Source organism: Ralstonia pickettii (genome assembly GCF_030582395.1).
Taxonomy (GTDB): Bacteria; Pseudomonadota; Gammaproteobacteria; order Burkholderiales; family Burkholderiaceae; genus Ralstonia; species Ralstonia pickettii_D.
In genome coordinates, this window is sequence record NZ_CP104381.1 from 2067519 (window position 1) to 2080711 (window position 13193).

Annotated in this window: 12 protein-coding genes and 1 riboswitch; of the genes, 10 read left to right on the forward strand and 2 right to left on the reverse strand. The window is 64.0% G+C overall.

Annotated features, from left to right (window positions below):
- Window positions 1-4: 4 nt before the first annotated feature.
- The 4 genes from xdhC to N5B55_RS09995 all read left to right on the forward strand — a co-directional run bounded on the left by xdhC (window position 5) and on the right by N5B55_RS09995 (window position 4239).
- On the forward strand, window positions 5-1039 hold the full coding sequence (gene xdhC / locus N5B55_RS09980; protein ID WP_304538053.1) for a xanthine dehydrogenase accessory protein XdhC: 1035 nt from the start codon (window positions 5-7) through the stop codon (window positions 1037-1039).
- A 2-nt stretch (window positions 1040-1041) separates the two neighbouring features.
- The gene (locus tag N5B55_RS09985; RefSeq protein WP_065858921.1) at window positions 1042-2079 is read left to right on the forward strand and encodes an adenosine deaminase; all 1038 of its coding nucleotides are present in this window, start codon (window positions 1042-1044) and stop codon (window positions 2077-2079) included.
- Between the two features lie 15 nt (window positions 2080-2094).
- A complete protein-coding gene (gene guaD / locus N5B55_RS09990) occupies window positions 2095-3429 on the forward strand; it encodes a guanine deaminase (RefSeq protein ID WP_304538054.1) in 1335 nt (444 codons plus the stop codon).
- Between the two features lie 13 nt (window positions 3430-3442).
- Window positions 3443-3583, forward strand: a riboswitch (yybP-ykoY riboswitch).
- An 83-nt stretch (window positions 3584-3666) separates the two neighbouring features.
- Window positions 3667-4239, forward strand: coding sequence for a TMEM165/GDT1 family protein (locus N5B55_RS09995; protein WP_065858925.1), 573 nt, complete (start codon window positions 3667-3669; stop codon window positions 4237-4239).
- 215 nt (window positions 4240-4454) lie between these two features.
- Here the strand turns inward: N5B55_RS09995 and N5B55_RS10000 are convergent, their stop codons facing one another.
- Window positions 4455-5732 carry a urate hydroxylase PuuD gene (locus tag N5B55_RS10000; RefSeq protein WP_304538055.1) on the reverse strand — a complete coding sequence of 426 codons (1278 nt, stop codon included), beginning with the start codon at window positions 5730-5732 and terminating at the stop codon, window positions 4455-4457.
- A 17-nt stretch (window positions 5733-5749) separates the two neighbouring features.
- Entirely contained in the window at window positions 5750-6103 is a 354-nt protein-coding gene (uraH, locus tag N5B55_RS10005; protein WP_304538056.1) for a hydroxyisourate hydrolase, read from the reverse strand.
- Between the two features lie 377 nt (window positions 6104-6480).
- Between uraH and N5B55_RS10010 the strand changes: the two genes are divergently transcribed.
- The 6 genes from N5B55_RS10010 (at window position 6481) to N5B55_RS10035 (ending at window position 13105) form a co-directional block, all read left to right on the forward strand.
- Entirely contained in the window at window positions 6481-7239 is a 759-nt protein-coding gene (locus N5B55_RS10010) for a GntR family transcriptional regulator (RefSeq protein ID WP_027680999.1), read from the forward strand.
- Between the two features lie 215 nt (window positions 7240-7454).
- Window positions 7455-8864, forward strand: coding sequence for a nucleobase:cation symporter-2 family protein (locus N5B55_RS10015; RefSeq protein WP_304538057.1), 1410 nt, complete (start codon window positions 7455-7457; stop codon window positions 8862-8864).
- A 4-nt stretch (window positions 8865-8868) separates the two neighbouring features.
- Window positions 8869-10287 (forward strand): 8-oxoguanine deaminase, encoded by a 1419-nt coding sequence (locus N5B55_RS10020; protein ID WP_065858930.1) that lies wholly within the window; start codon window positions 8869-8871, stop codon window positions 10285-10287.
- A gap of 111 nt (window positions 10288-10398) precedes the next feature.
- Window positions 10399-11361 (forward strand): allantoinase PuuE, encoded by a 963-nt coding sequence (gene puuE / locus N5B55_RS10025; protein ID WP_304538058.1) that lies wholly within the window; start codon window positions 10399-10401, stop codon window positions 11359-11361.
- On the forward strand, window positions 11358-11882 hold the full coding sequence (gene uraD, locus N5B55_RS10030; RefSeq protein WP_154207144.1) for a 2-oxo-4-hydroxy-4-carboxy-5-ureidoimidazoline decarboxylase: 525 nt from the start codon (window positions 11358-11360) through the stop codon (window positions 11880-11882). The genes puuE and uraD overlap by 4 nt, the downstream gene beginning before the upstream one ends.
- 152 nt (window positions 11883-12034) lie before the next feature.
- Entirely contained in the window at window positions 12035-13105 is a 1071-nt protein-coding gene (locus N5B55_RS10035) for a porin (RefSeq protein WP_178960416.1), read from the forward strand.
- Window positions 13106-13193: the final 88 nt, after the last annotated feature.

Genomic DNA, 13193 nt, shown 5'->3' on the forward strand with positions numbered 1-13193 from the left:
GACCATGGACCACACGCAACTGCGCCCATTCCGCTTCGCCGACGTGCTCGCTACGGTGCAAGCGGCGCAGCCGTGCGTGCTGGTCACGGTAACGGACGTGCAGGGCTCTGCCCCGCGCGAACCAGGCACGCTGATGCTGGTATGCGCCGACGGCTTTTTCGGCACCATCGGCGGCGGCCATCTCGAATGGCGTGCGATGGAAATCGCGCAGACGATGATGGATGCGCCTGAAGCCGCCGGCGAAGCACGGCGGCAGTTCGTGCGCATTCCGCTCGGCCCTGCGCTCGGCCAATGCTGCGGCGGCGTGGTGCGGCTGTCGCTTGAACGACTCGACGCGCGTGATGTGAAGTGGATCGCGCTGGCCGACGACGCCATGCGCCAACGCCGCAGCCTGCGCCGTATCGTCTCCGCCGATCCGGCGGTCGCGGTTGAAGCGAGCGTGGGCGACGCAGCCGCAGCCGGCGTGCAACTCGACGCCGGCGGCTTCACCCAAACCGTGCTGCCGCCCGACATGTCCATCGTGCTGTGCGGCGCGGGCCATGTCGGCCACGCCATCGTGCGTGCGTTGGCCCATCTGCCGTGCCGCGTGACGTGGGTGGACGAGCGCGATGCGATGTTCCCATTTCCCACGGAAGTGCCGCCGAACGTCGTCATCGAATCCACCGACACGCCGGAAGCCGTGATCGACCACGCGCCCGCGGGTAGCTACTTCCTGGTTATGACGCACAACCATGCGCTGGATCTGGCGCTGTGCGAGCGCATCATGCGCCGCACGGACTTTGCCTACTTCGGTCTGATCGGTTCCAAGACGAAGCGCGCGCGTTTCGAGCATCGCATGGTCGAGCACGGCGTGGACCCTATGCGCCTGCCGGAAATGGTGTGCCCGATTGGCGTGGCGGGCATCGTGGACAAGGCGCCGGATATCATTGCGGTATCCGTCGTCGCGCAACTGCTGCAGGTGCGAGAGCTGCAACAGCATGCGCTCACCAGCGCGAGCAGCGGCGCGGCGGTCCCTTACCGAGTCCCCACGTCTGTCTGATCATGCCGATTTCTTCCGCGCTTGCAGAACGCATCGCCACCAGCCCCAAAGCTGAACTGCACATCCACATCGAAGGCTCGCTCGAACCCGAACTGATGTTCGCGCTGGCCGAGCGCAACGGCGTGAAGCTGCCGTATGCGTCCGTTGAAGAAGTACGCGCGGCTTACGCCTTCAACGATCTGCAATCGTTTCTCGACCTGTATTACGCCGGCGCCAGCGTGTTGCTCACCGAGCAGGATTTCTACGACATGACCGCCGCGTACGTGGCACGCGCGCTTGCCGACAACGTCCACCACGCCGAAATCTTCTTCGACCCGCAGACGCATACGGCGCGCAACGTGCCCATGCATGTGGTCGTTCACGGCATCGTCCGCGCCCTGGACGACGCCGAGCGCGAGCACGGTTTCTCCAGCGCGCTGATCCTCTGCTTCCTGCGGCACCTGAGCGAAGAAGACGCCTTCGACACGCTCGAAGCGGCCCTGCCCTATATCCAGGATCCGGCCAACCGCATCATCGGCGTGGGGCTGGATTCGTCCGAGCGGGGCAACCCGCCGGAGAAGTTCGCACGCGTATTCGCACGCTGCAAGGAACTCGGCCTGCGCCTGGTCGCCCACGCTGGTGAAGAAGGCCCGGCGCAATACGTGATCGACGCCCTCGACATCCTCAAGGTGGAGCGCATCGATCACGGCGTACGCGCCATCGACGATGCCGCGCTCGTCAAGCGCCTCGCGGCCGAACGCATCGCGCTGACGGTCTGCCCGCTGTCGAACGAAAAACTGAAGGTCTACCCTGACTTGCGCGACCACTCGCTCAAGCAACTGCTGGATGCCGGCTGCGCCGTAACGCTGCATTCCGACGATCCGGCCTACTTTGGCGGCTACATGAACACCAACTGGCTCGCCACGTTCAACGCCCTTGACCTGTCTGCGGCCGATGCCCATACGCTCGCGCGCAACAGCTTCGAGGCGTCCTTCCTGCCCGAACAGGACAAAGCCCTGTGGCTTGCCAAGGTCGACGACCACTGGAAAGCCGCACACTAAAAATCACGAGACGACATGACCACGATGCCTCCGACTTCCAACACCGTTCACGCCTACCGCGGCCGCGTGCTGCATTTCCTGCACGATCCGCAGTATCGCGAGCGCGATGCCTATGAGTACTGGGAGGACGGCCTGCTCGTGGTATTGAGCGGCAAGGTGATCAAGGCCGGCGACTATGCCGCGCTGCGTGAAGACCTGCCGGCCGGCGCGCAATTGCACGACTACAGCGGCAAGCTGATCGTCCCCGGCTTCATCGACACGCACATTCACTTCCCGCAGACGGACATGATCGCGTCGCCGTCGCCGGGCCTGTTGCACTGGCTGGAAACGTACACCTTCCCGGAAGAGCGCCGCTTCGAAAGCGAGCAGTACGCCGCCGGCGTCGCCTCGTTCTTCCTCGACGAACTGCTGCGCAACGGCACGACCAGCGCGATGGTGTGGAGCACCGTGCATCGCGGCTCCGCCGAGACACTGTTCACGCAAGCCCAGCAACGCGGCATGCGCATGATCACCGGCAAGGTGATGATGGACCGCAACTGTCCGGAATACCTGCGCGACACAGCGGAATCCGGCGCGCGCGACACGGCTGACCTGATCTCGCGCTGGCACGGCAAGGACCGCCTGGCTTACGCCATCACACCGCGCTTTGCGCCCACCTCGAGCGAAGCGCAACTGCAAGCCTGCGCCGAACTCGCCAAGCAATACAAGGACGTTTTCATCCAGACACACGTCGCAGAAAATCCCGACGAAGTGAAATGGGTGGCCGACCTGTTCCCCAACGCACGCAGCTATCTGGACGTCTACGACCGCTACGGGCTGCTGCGCAAAGGCGCCTTCTACGGCCACGCCATCTGGCTGGACGACGGTGACCGCCAACGCATGGCCGAATCCGGGGCCGCCGTCGCGCACTGCCCGACCTCCAACCTGTTCCTGGGTAGCGGCCTCTACAACTTCCACAAGAACGACGCGCACCGCCTGGCGCTTACGCTGGCGACCGACGTGGGCGGCGGCAGCTCGTTCTCGATGCTGCGCACGATGGGCACGGCGCACAAGGTCGCGCGCATGGGCGGATATCACCTGACGGCGTTGCGGATGTTCTACCTGGCCACGCGCGGCGCCGCCGAAGCGCTGGGCTGGGAAGACCGCATCGGCAGCTTCGTGCCGGGCGCGGAAGCCGACTTCATCGTGCTGGACCCGGCAGCCACACCGCTGCTCGCCCGCCGCAACGCGCGCTCGGAGACGCTGGAAGAGCTGCTGTTCTCGCTGGCGCTGTTGGGCGAGGATCGCGCCGTGGCTGCCACCTACATCCAGGGCGAGCCGGCCAAATTCGCGATTGGCGCCAACGCTTGATGCACTTATAATCGCGGCTTCCATTGGGGAGTAGCCGCTCGAAGTCGTCACTTCGAGGGCCACGTCAACAGACTTGACCGCCGTCGCAACGACAGGTGGTTATGGCGTGGTCAGCCGCACTCAGGGTGCCATCCGTGCACCCGGTGACGCGCCTGGCGAGACCGATGACAACCCACTGCGGACAGGGCCGGCAGTGGCGCGTCATTGGTTCGCATACGGCCCGGACACCACAACAACATGGAAGCCTTTCTCGTCTCCACCGGCATCGTCGCGCTCGCAGAAATCGGCGACAAGACCCAGCTGCTGTCGATCCTACTGGCCGCGCGTTTTCGCAAGCCGGTGCCGATCATTCTCGGCATCTTCATCTCCACCCTCGTCAACCACGCACTGGCCGGCGCCGTCGGTGGCTGGATCACGCACGTGCTGGGGGAAAACGTGCTGCGGTGGATCCTAGGCGTGGGCTTTATCGCCATGGCCGGGTGGATGCTGATTCCGGACAAGCTCGACGACGACGAAGCGCCCTCGACGACGCAGCGCGGCCTGGGCATCCTCGGGACGACCATCGTTGCGTTCTTCTTTGCCGAGATGGGCGACAAGACGCAGATCGCGACCGTGGCACTGGCCGCACGCTTTAACGACGTGTTTTCTGTCGTGGCGGGCACCACCGTCGGCATGCTGCTGGCCAATGTGCCGGCCGTGCTGATGGGCAACAAGTTCGCCGCGCGTATGCCGATCGCGCTGGTGCACCGGATTGCAGCGCTGATCTTCCTGGTACTGGGTGTCATGGCGTTGCTGGGCGTCGGGAAGTAAGTCGTCAATCCGAGGCTCTGGGGCTGCCCTGTCGGCGCCCCTTGCGGCCGGTGACGCAGCGGCGAATCGAGCCCAGCCAAGGACACATCGCTGCAGACGCTTCAGGCGAAAAAAAACGGGGCCGCAGCCCCGTTCAACCCTCACCGGTCACGCCATCCGCTAGGGAACGAATGGCATGCTCCGATAAACCTTTCCGTTGTTGCTCAGCATGCGCTTCAGTTCGTCTTGGCGCCGCCTTCGAACCACTTGGCAATGATGGTGCGCTCGTCGTCGGTGATTTGCGTCACGTTGCCCAACGGCATCAGCTTCTGCTGGACGACCTGCTGGTAGACGAGCTGCGCATGCTTGCCCAGTTCGTCCGGCGTATCGAGCAACACGCCCTTAGCCGGTGAAGGCATCAGGGTAGGATGTGCCGAGTGACATTGGTAGCACCGCGCGGTAACGACTGCCTGTACTTTGGCGAAGTCCGAACCGCCGGCAGCTGCCGCAGTGGCCTGGCCTGCTGCAGCCGGTACCGAAGCGCTGCCTTCTGCCGCCGCTGCAGGCGCCGTCGCCGCCGGGGTTTCTGCCACCGGGGCTGCCGGACGCGACGCCGGAGCCAGCCACACGGCCACACCCAGCAGCACAGCCACGCCAGCTGCCGGATAGCCCCAGTTGATCACGCCCTTGTGCTTCAGGATGAAGAACTGACGGATCAGCACGCCGGCCAGCATGATCAGCACGAGCACAACCCAGTTGTACTTGGCGGCGTACGTCATGCTGTAGTGGTTCGACAGCATGGCGAACAGCACCGGCAGCGTGAAGTACGTGTTGTGCACGCTGCGCTGCTTGCCGCGCTTGCCGTGGATCGGGTCCGGCTTTTCGCCAGCCTTGAGCGAGGCGACCACCTTGCGTTGCCCCGGGATGATCCAGAAGAACACGTTGGCGCTCATGATCGTTGCGATCATCGCGCCGATCAGCAGGAATGCCGCGCGGCCCGAGAAAAGGTGGCACGCCGCAAACGCCGCAATCACCACGTAGATCGCCACGAGAAAGCCGACCACGCGGTCGTTCTTGCCGAACACGCGGCAGATCGTGTCGTACACCAGCCAGCCGACCACCAGGAAGCCCAGCGCCAGCAGCACGGCTGTGGTCGCCGTCATGTCGAACACGCTGCGATCGATCATGTAGACGTTGGCGTTGAAGAGGTACACCACCGTCAGCAGAGCAAAGCCCGACATCCAGGTCGAGTAAGACTCCCAGTAGAACCAGTGCAGATGATCGGGCAGCTGCTTCGGTGCGAGCAGGTACTTCTGCGGGTTGTAGAACCCGCCCCCGTGCACGGCCCACAGCTCGCCGTCGACGCCCTTGTCCTTCAGGTCCGGTGCGGTCGGCTTGGTCAGGCTGTTATCGAGCCAGACAAAGTAGAACGACGAACCGATCCACGCGATCGCGACGATCACGTGCAGCCAACGCAAGAGCAAGTTGGCCCAGTCGAGGATATAGCCTTCCATGATGACTCCCTGCCCTGTTAGCTACCGCGATAGGTCGAATACGACCACGGCGACACCAGCAGCGGCACGTGGTAGTGCGCGCTGGTATCGGCCACGCCGAAGCGCAGGGTCACCACGTCCAGGAACGCGGGCTCGGGGAGTTTCACGCCGGCAGCGCGGTAGTACTCGCCCACGCTGAAGTCCAGCTCATACACGCCGGTTTGCAGCGCGTCGCCTTCAAGCAGCGGCGCAGCGCAACGGCCATCGTGATTGGTGCGGACCGACTTGATCGGTTGCCGCTGATTGTCGACAATTTTGAACAGTGCGATCGCCAGGTTTTGGCCCGGCGTGCCTGCAGCGGTGTCGAGCACATGGGTGGTCAAGCGTCCCATTTGTCTTCCTCTGTAGTTCGAATTTTCAGAAGCGCCGCTGCCTCCACTTGCACCTCGCGCCAAACCCTTGTGTGACAAGGGCTGGCGTCGGGGCCCGCTCGGTACGTGCTGTGCACGCATCCCGGCGCGCGTCCAGCCGGTTTACGCCTGCCATCCATCTGGGGAGGGGCATGCCAAACCGGCAAAGCCGTCGCTGGTTCTGGGTCCGACGCCTTGCTCCCGCCGTGTCGTTAGACTCGGCTTGAAACAGGGATTTCCCTAGTTTGTCGGATTCCCGAACACATTTTGTTGACAATATTGAAGGCCGCCACGAATAATTGTCAACAGATTTTCGCAGTTGCTTATGCTGCGGCGCGTTACTCAAAGGCGGATCTGCCATGTCCAAGAATCTCAAGCTGGTCTCCACGGAAGCGACGTCGAAGTCGGGCGTCAAGGCATCGGGGGCAACACGCATGTCGGTCGAAGAACGGATGTACCACGAGATCTACGACGCGATCATGGAGCACCGCCTGCCCCCGCGCACCAAGCTGACGGAGCATGCACTGTGCGAAATCTATGCCACCGCGCGTCATACCGTGCGCAAGGTCTTCTCCCAATTGGCCGCTGACGGCTTGGTCGACCTGGAGCCGAATCGCGGCGCGTTCATCGCGGCGCCCTCCATCGACGAAGCCCACGCCATGTTCGAGCTGCGCCAGATCCTGGAGCGCGCGGTGCTCGACAAGGTCGGCCGCAGCAGCAACCCCAAGGCAGCTGTCGCCCCGCTGCTCGAACTCGTCAAACAGGAACGCCAGGCGTTTGTCACCCAGGATCGTCCTCGCTGGATACGTCTGTCGGCGGAATTTCACGTGGCGCTGGCCGAGCAATCCGGCAATCCGCTGGTGGTCGAGATGATGCGGCGGCTGGTGTCGCGCACCACGCTGATGATCGCCAGCGTGGAGGCTCCCGGCAACAACGCGTGCTCGTTTGACGAACACCTCGACATCCTCAATGCCCTGGAGCGTGGCGACGCCAGCGCTGCCCAGGCCCACATGGCCCAGCACTTGCAATGCTGCGCCGATCGCGTGCGCCCCGAAGCGCCCGCCGATTTCGATCTGCGTTCGGTATTGGGACCGCGCGGCGGGAAGGACAAAGTCTAGGACCGGTTTAGCTGTATGGGGCGAGCCGGCACGACAGAGGCCGGCCGCCCAAGAACCTGTTCACGAACCGTAGCGACCCGCCGAAGATTGGCCCGAGAGACACCGCCCGACATCAGGACGGCACGTGTCACAAGGCCAGGACCGCGGCGCGCCGCAGGAATGTGGGCAGGCTCCAAGCCGGACGCCGTCCGGCTTACCACCCAAAGGAGACCTTTATGGCAAGCAGCACCATCGCCGCCCCCACGGCGGATCTGACCAATGAGCGCGTGGCGTACGGACGCCTGCTCGCATTGGGTCTGCAACATGTATTGGTGATGTATGCAGGCACCGTGGCAGTGCCTCTGATTGTGGGCGGTGCACTGCATCTGCCCAAGGAACAGCTCGCTTTCCTGATCAACGCAGATCTGTTTGCCGCCGGCCTTGCCACCCTCATCCAGGCCTTCGGCATTTGGAAGTTCGGCATTCGCATGCCTGTCATGATGGGCGTGACCTTCGCATCGGTGGGCCCGATGATCGCCATCGGCACGGACCCGAGCATCGGCCTGCTCGGCATCTACGGCGCCGTGATCGCGGCGGGGTTGTTCGGCATCATCGTCGCGCCGCTCATGGGGCGCGTGCTTGGGCTCTTCCCGCCGGTCGTGACGGGCACCGTCATCACGCTGATCGGCATGTCGCTGATGGGCGTGGGCATCAACTGGGCCGCAGGCGGCCAGCCCACCATGAAGACCATGGTCGACGGCGTGCTCAAGACCGTGCCCAACCCGGCCTACGGCGACCTGAGCGGCCTGGGCATTGCGCTGGCTGTGCTCGTCATCATCCTGTTGCTGACGAAGTACGGCCGCGGCCTGATCGGCAACATTGCCGTGCTGCTGGGCATCGTGATCGGCACGTTCATCGCCATGGCGTTCGGCAAGGTCAGCTTTGCCGGCATCACCGAAGCCGACTGGGTGGCCGTGATCACGCCGCTGCACTTCGGCATGCCGACCTTCCACTTCGGCGCCATCGCCTCGATGTGCATCGTGATGTTGATCACGCTGGTCGAATCGACCGGCATGTTCCTGGCGCTGGCGGAAATCACCGGCAAGAAGCTGTCCACCCATGACCTCACCCGAGGCCTGCGCGCTGATGGCCTGGGCACCGTGATCGGCGGTGTGTTCAACACGTTCCCATACACGTCGTTCTCACAGAACGTTGGGTTGGTGACGGTCACGGGTGTGCGTTCGCGATTCGTGGCGGCCATGGGCGGCGTGATTCTCATCGCGCTCGGCCTGTTCCCGAAGATGGCGCACATCGTCGCGTCGGTTCCTTCGTTCGTGCTGGGCGGGGCGGGCATCGTGATGTTCGGCATGGTGGCCGCCACGGGTGTGCGCATTCTCGGCTCGATCGATTTCAACAAGTACCGCCACAACCTCTTCATCGTGGCGATCTCGATCGGCTTCGGCATGATCCCGACGCTGGCCCCGACCTTCTTCCAGTACCTGCCGCATTGGCTGGAGCCGGTCACGCACAGCGGCATCGTGCTGGGCACGCTGGTCGCGGTGATCCTGAACGTCTACTACAACGGCATGCAGTCGGCCGAGCACGCAATGCGCGACGCTGCCGCCAACACCCACGGCACGGAGTAATTGCATGAACGCCACTGTCGCGCACAACGACCCGCTTCTGATCGCCCGTCATGCGGACGTGCTGGTCACCATGGATGCGCAACGCCGCGAGATCGCCGACGGCGCCCTGGTTGCGCGCGGTGGCGTAATCGAATGGGTTGGCGCCACGGCCGATCTGCCGTCGCAGTACCGCGAGGCCATCGGGCAACCCAACGTACGAGTGATGGAACTGCGCGACCACGTGGTCACACCGGGTTTCGTCAACACGCACCATCACATGTATCAAAGCCTGACGCGCGCCCTGCCCGCCGCGCAGGATGCCGAACTGTTCGGCTGGCTGACCAACCTGTACCCGGTGTGGGCCGGCCTCACGCCCGAGATGGTGCGCGTGTCTACGCTCACGGCGATGGCGGAACTGCTGCTCTCGGGCTGCACGACGTCCAGCGACCATCTCTATCTGTACCCCAACGGGAGCCGGCTCGACGATTCCATTGAAGCCGCACAGCAGATCGGCATGCGTTTTCACGCGGCGCGCGGCAGCATGAGCGTCGGCCGCAGCCAGGGCGGTTTGCCGCCGGACCGCGTGGTCGAAGGCGAAGAAGCCATCCTGAAGGAAACGCAGCGTCTGATCGAAACATGGCACAACGCCGATCGCCATTCGATGCTGCGCGTGGTGGTGGCGCCCTGCTCGCCCTTCTCCGTCTCGCGCGACTTGATGCGCGAGTCGGCCAAGCTCGCGCGCAGCTACGGTGTGTCGATGCACACCCACCTGGCCGAGAACGACAACGACATCGCCTATTCGCGCGAAAAGTTCGGCATGACGCCGGCCGAGTACGCGGAAGACCTCGGTTGGGTCGGCCGTGACGTCTGGCATGCGCACTGCGTGAAGCTCGACGCGCACGGCATCGACGTGTTTGCACGCACCGGCACTGGCGTCGCGCATTGCCCGTGCTCGAACATGCGGTTGGCATCGGGCATTGCCCCGATCCGCACCATGCGCGATGCCGGTGTGCCGGTGGGCCTGGGCGTGGATGGCAGCGCGTCGAACGATGGCGCACACATGCTCGGCGAAACACGCCAGGCCATGCTGCTCGCGCGTGTCGGCTTTGGCCCCGCGGCGATGAGCGCGCGCGAGGCGCTGGAGATCGCCACGCTCGGCGGCGCGCGTGTGCTCAACCGCGACGACATCGGCGCGCTTGCGCCCGGCATGTCGGCCGACTTTGTCAGCTTCGATCGTCACCAGGTCGGTTTTGCCGGCGCCGACCACGACCCGGTCGCGGCGCTGGTGTTCTGCGCCCCGTCCAATGTGGCGCACAGCGTGATCAACGGGCACGTGGTCGTCGAAGACGGCCGCCTGACCACGCTGGAACTCGACGCCCACCTCACGGTTCACCGGAGGCTCGCGCTGGAACTCGCGCAGGCTGCCCGGGCAGTCCCGGCCTGACGCGGCGGCGCCTTGCCTCGTTCATGACGCCGCCGTGATGTCGTGAATTTGGAAAGCCGCATTCCACTGTCTGACCGGCGTTGTATGAAGTCTCCTCGACATGAAAAAGCCATGACAAACAATAACTATCCGCGCGATCTCATCGGTTACGGCAAGAACCCGCCGAATGCCAATTGGCCGGGCGGTGCGCGCGTCGCTCTGCAGTTCGTCCTCAACTACGAGGAAGGGGGCGAAAACTGCGTGTTGCACGGCGATGCGGCTTCTGAGCAGTTCCTCTCTGAAATCATCGGCGCGGCGGCCTACCCCGCGCGCCACATGAGCATGGAGGGGATCTACGAATACGGCTCGCGCGCGGGCGTGTGGCGCATCCTGCGCGAGTTTGAAAAGCGCGGCCTGCCGCTGACGGTCTTCGGTGTGTCGATGGCCCTGCAGCGCCATCCGGACGTGACGCAAGCCTTTGTTGATTTGGGCCACGAAATCGCCTGCCACGGCTGGCGCTGGATCCACTACCAGAACATCGACGAAGCCACCGAGCGCGAGCACATGCGCATTGGCGTCGAGATCATCCGTGAGCTGACCGGCAATGCGCCGCTGGGCTGGTACACCGGTCGCGACAGCCCCAACACGCGCCGCTTGGTCGTCGAGCACGGCGGCTTTGCGTATGACGCCGACTACTACGGCGACGACCTCCCTTTCTGGACCGAAATCGAAACCTCGTCCGGTGAGCACAAGCCGCACCTGGTCGTGCCGTACACGCTCGACACCAACGACATGCGTTTTGCCAGCCCGCAAGGCTTCAACACGGCCGACCACTTCTACCAGTACCTGAAGGACGCCTTCGATGTGCTGTACGAGGAAGGCGATCCGAATGGCCTTGCGCAGCCGAAGATGCTGTCGATCGGCATGCACTGCCGCCTGCTGGGCCGCCCCGCGCGCTTCCGTGCGCTGCAGCGCTTCCTCGACTACGTGCAATCGCACGACAAGGTTTGGATCTGCCGGCGCATCGACATCGCACAGCACTGGATCCAGAACCATCCGTATGCAAAGCAACCCGTTTTGAGCACCGCAGCATGAGCCAGACCACTTACACCCTCTCGCAACTCAACGGCATGGACGCACCGCAGTTCGTGCAAGTCCTCGGCGGAATCTACGAGCACTCGCCGTGGGTGGCTGAACGCGCCGCCACGCAGCGCCCGTTTGCCTCGGCCGAGGCGCTCGCGGCCGCCATGCGCAATGCCGTGGATAGCGCCGGCATTGAGCCGCAGCTCAAGCTCGTACGCGCTCACCCCGAGCTGGCGGGCAAGGCGGCCGTGCGCGGTGAGCTGACCGCCGAATCGACGCGCGAACAAAGCGGTGCGGGCCTGAACCAGTGCACGCCGGAAGAGTTTGCACGCCTGCAGGCACTCAACGCGCAGTACAACGAGAAGTTCGGCTTCCCGTTCATCCTGGCGGTGCGCGGCTATGACCGCCACGGGATCATCGACAACTTCAGCAAGCGCGTGGAAAACGACCGCGATACCGAGCTGCGTGCATCGCTCGAACAGATTCATCGCATCGCGGGTTTCCGTCTGGCAGATTTGATCGCCGCCAACTGATTTCTCAGGTTCAGCAGCAAAAAACAACGCTGTGGGCGCGGTGTCATGGGGCATGGGACACCGTCCGGCATGGAGCCTGACCAGCCGGCCTGTGACTGCATCAAAGAATGCGGCGCAACCTGCAGTGACTTTCAACAACAAAGGAGGTAGCAATGCAGTCGAAATTCAAGCGTGGCATGGCCGCGCTGGCAGTGGCATCGGCACTGGGGGCAGCAAGTGCCGGTGCGCAGGCGCAGTCGTCCGTCACGCTGTACGGCCAGGTGGATGCCTGGGCGGGCGCCACCAAGAGCCTGGGCGCATCGGACCGCGCCTGGGGCGTCAACTCGGGCGGTATGTCGACCTCGTACTGGGGCATGAAGGGCAGCGAAGATCTGGGTAATGGCTTGAAGGCGATCTTCACGCTGGAAGCGTTCTTCCGCCCGGACACCGGCAAGTACGGGCGCTTTGACGGCGATACGTTCTTCGCCCGCAACTCGTTCGTCGGCCTGCAATCGAGCACGTGGGGTTCGATCAAGCTCGGCCGCCTGACGCCGCCGTATTTCGTATCGACGATCCTGTTCAACCCGTTCATCGATTCGTACACGTTCTCGCCGATGGTGTTCCACACGTACCTCGGCAACGGCCTGCGCGGCCCCGGCGGTATCTCGGGTCTGGTGGGCGATTCGGGCTGGAACAACGCGATCATGTATTCCACGCCGGACTTCAACGGTCTGACCGCCAACTTCATCTACGGCGCGGGCGAACAGGCCGGCCACAACGGCCAGAACAAGTGGGGCGGCAACTTCCTGTACTTCCATGGCAACTTCGCGGCCACGGCGGCTTTCCAGCAAGTGCGCTTCGATTCTGCCCCGGGTGACCTGAACGCGCTGGTAGCGGGCTTCTCGCGCCAGACGGCCGCGCAGCTGGGTGCCACGTACGACTTTGGCGTGGTCAAGGTCTACGGCCAGTACCAGTACATCAAGAACGCCATCAACTCGGGCGATGCGAAGAGCAACGGCGGCCAACTGGGCGTGTCGGTGCCGGTGGGCCCGGGCAGCATCCTGGCGTCTTACGCGTACACCAAAACTTCGGGTGCGGCTGACGTGAAGCGCAACACGTGGGCGGTCGGTTACGACTATTCGCTGTCCAAGCGCACTGACGTGTACGCCGCGTACATGCGCGACAAGGTGACGAGCCTCAGCTCGGCAGACACCTTTGGCGTGGGCATCCGCGCGAAGTTCTAAGCAGTCGGCAGCAAAGAAAAACGGCGCCTGGACTTTCCCCAGGCGCCGTTTTCTTTTGGGCCGCCAACCTTCAGCGGCCCAACAGTTG

Bases quoted from the DNA above. Each gene is read 5' to 3' on its own strand.
- xdhC (WP_304538053.1), top strand. From the start codon at position 5: ATGGACCACACGCAACTGCGCCCATTCCGCTTCGCCGACGTGCTCGCT.
- N5B55_RS09985 (WP_065858921.1), top strand. From the start codon at position 1,042: ATGCCGATTTCTTCCGCGCTTGCAGAACGCATCGCCACCAGCCCCAAA.
- guaD (WP_304538054.1), top strand. From the start codon at position 2,095: ATGACCACGATGCCTCCGACTTCCAACACCGTTCACGCCTACCGCGGC.
- N5B55_RS09995 (WP_065858925.1), top strand. From the start codon at position 3,667: ATGGAAGCCTTTCTCGTCTCCACCGGCATCGTCGCGCTCGCAGAAATC.
- N5B55_RS10000 (WP_304538055.1), bottom strand. From the start codon at position 5,732: ATGGAAGGCTATATCCTCGACTGGGCCAACTTGCTCTTGCGTTGGCTG.
- uraH (WP_304538056.1), bottom strand. From the start codon at position 6,103: ATGGGACGCTTGACCACCCATGTGCTCGACACCGCTGCAGGCACGCCG.
- N5B55_RS10010 (WP_027680999.1), top strand. From the start codon at position 6,481: ATGTCCAAGAATCTCAAGCTGGTCTCCACGGAAGCGACGTCGAAGTCG.
- N5B55_RS10015 (WP_304538057.1), top strand. From the start codon at position 7,455: ATGGCAAGCAGCACCATCGCCGCCCCCACGGCGGATCTGACCAATGAG.
- N5B55_RS10020 (WP_065858930.1), top strand. From the start codon at position 8,869: ATGAACGCCACTGTCGCGCACAACGACCCGCTTCTGATCGCCCGTCAT.
- puuE (WP_304538058.1), top strand. From the start codon at position 10,399: ATGACAAACAATAACTATCCGCGCGATCTCATCGGTTACGGCAAGAAC.
- uraD (WP_154207144.1), top strand. From the start codon at position 11,358: ATGAGCCAGACCACTTACACCCTCTCGCAACTCAACGGCATGGACGCA.
- N5B55_RS10035 (WP_178960416.1), top strand. From the start codon at position 12,035: ATGCAGTCGAAATTCAAGCGTGGCATGGCCGCGCTGGCAGTGGCATCG.